At 44.9% G+C, this 1,403-nt stretch carries 1 protein-coding gene and 1 pseudogene; one reads left to right on the plus strand and one right to left on the minus strand.

Features of this window, described 5'->3' with window-relative positions; all coding sequences use genetic code 11:
* Positions 1-719, plus strand: a 719-nt coding sequence (locus tag Q0620_RS06140) for a hypothetical protein (RefSeq protein WP_298783786.1), incomplete at its 5' end; no start/stop codon positions are given.
* A 64-nt stretch (positions 720-783) separates the two neighbouring features.
* Here the strand turns inward: Q0620_RS06140 and Q0620_RS06145 are convergent.
* A pseudogene (locus Q0620_RS06145) lies at positions 784-1,403 on the minus strand (hypothetical protein); the annotation flags it as partial.

The raw sequence follows: 1,403 nt of genomic DNA on the forward strand, positions 1-1,403 counted from the left end.
AATTGAGCTGTAAATCGAGCTGCAAATTTAAACTACGCATCAAAATTTTGGCTAAATTTCACTCATCAAATTTTCCTGCCGATTTGAGCCTGTTAAAAGCAAATTTGACGTATAATCTCGCGAAATTTTGGGGAGTCAAGGTGCGCAAAAACATAAAATACCTAATTTACAAGTTTCTTTTGGGTAACGTATTTTTAGCCATTTTTGTGATTTCATTTTACGTTGTTTCGTGGCATATTGAAAATATTTCAAATATCGATGTTATGAGCCTTTTGAAGGGATATTTTTTATTTCCGGGCGATATTCGTCTGCCTTTTACGACGGCGATTCTTGAGCTATTCGCCTTTTACGTCAGCAGCAGTTTGAGCGATTTTTATGTCAAAGAGGTTGATCGCAAGCTAAATTTTATATTTTTCATCGCCTTTGCGACGATAGGAATTTTAGCGCTTACCGCCGTTACTTATATCATAGTATTCGGTTTTATGCTATTTGGTCTGGATCTGGATAAAAAACTAGTAGCGATATTATCCGCCGCGATATTATTCATAGGCACCTATTCTACGGCATTTTCATTTCGCAAAAGTAATTACGAGCTCGGTAAATTTTTACAAATCGTTAGTCTAAAAAGGCGCTGGAATGCCAACGAAGCACTATCGTCTATTTTATTGTTTATAGGCATAATAATATGGCTAAACTTTATCGTTTTTGAATCTAAATAAAGCTAAGCGCATTACCTTTCGATTCCTATAGTCGCAAGCTTTAAAAATTTTGTTATCTTTTGCTCTACTTTAAAATTTTAAACCAGCCGTAGAATTCGTTCGCTTCTAGGTGCGGATCGCCCGCGCTAGAGATAAAAAATGGCTGTAGCGCGGCATTTGTTCTAAAATTTCCCGCATCCCTCATCTGCGCGCTGTAAAAAATAAGCGCATGGCTCGCAAACTGCGCAAACTCGTCAAACGAACTCGTACCCGCTTCTATCATCGTTACTTTCGCGCCTGCGGGCAGCGACTGCGAGACCTCCACCCTGCGATCCGTGACGCCGAAAAGCGGAATGCTCGCATCAAAATCCGAAAGTGCGCGGCGCGAACGAATCCAAACGTCGGGTGTGCGCGGCTTTAGATTTTGCGGCGCGGCACACGCGTCTGGCGTCAACATATCAGCACTGCCCACCAAAGCGCTAATTTCATCAAATTTAGCCGCCCGCACATCCAGCGCCGGTCTGTCGGCGCGCACGGTCTGCCCGCCTACGCCTACGTAATCGCACACACCGCGCAGCTCGTGCACGAACGCGCGCTGCTTCTCGCTGCCGATCCGCCCATGCACCGCGCCGTTTAGCGTGGCGTTGATTTTGATGAAGCAAAAGCCGCCCTCGCGCGCCAGATAAAACGGCTCCGCAAGCTCCG

Source organism: uncultured Campylobacter sp. (assembly GCF_938017615.1).
Lineage (GTDB): Bacteria > Campylobacterota > Campylobacteria > Campylobacterales > Campylobacteraceae > Campylobacter_B.